The organism is Vallitalea sediminicola, assembly GCF_054408565.1.
This window is the reverse complement of sequence record NZ_BTPT01000294.1, coordinates 1-257: the sequence shown is the minus strand read 5'-3', so window position 1 is coordinate 257 and position 257 is coordinate 1. Positions and strand designations below refer to the sequence as shown.

Below are 257 nucleotides of genomic sequence, written 5' to 3'. Positions count from 1 at the left end.
AAGTTAACTTCGATACAGCGGCCTCTCGTGCAGGTTTCGAAGTTAACTTTCGCAAAACTACCTTCATTCAGCGTGAATTTAGCACCTGAAGATTCAACTAAACCATCAATAATTAAGGTGATACTTTTCTTATCTTCTGAAAATTCAGCCGAAACATTCAACTGAGCTTTTTCACTGCCTGAAGTTGCGTCAACTGTAAAAAGAATACCACCTGTTGCTGTTTCTTCTTCAAAAGTAACAATGCCGGTAGCACCGTC

General features: G+C 39.7%; 1 protein-coding gene. It reads right to left on the bottom strand.

Annotation, left to right across the window (positions count from 1 at the left end; genetic code table 11):
- On the bottom strand, window positions 1-257 hold a 257-nt coding region (locus tag ACX6CF_RS26790), incomplete at both ends, for a hypothetical protein (protein WP_458788428.1).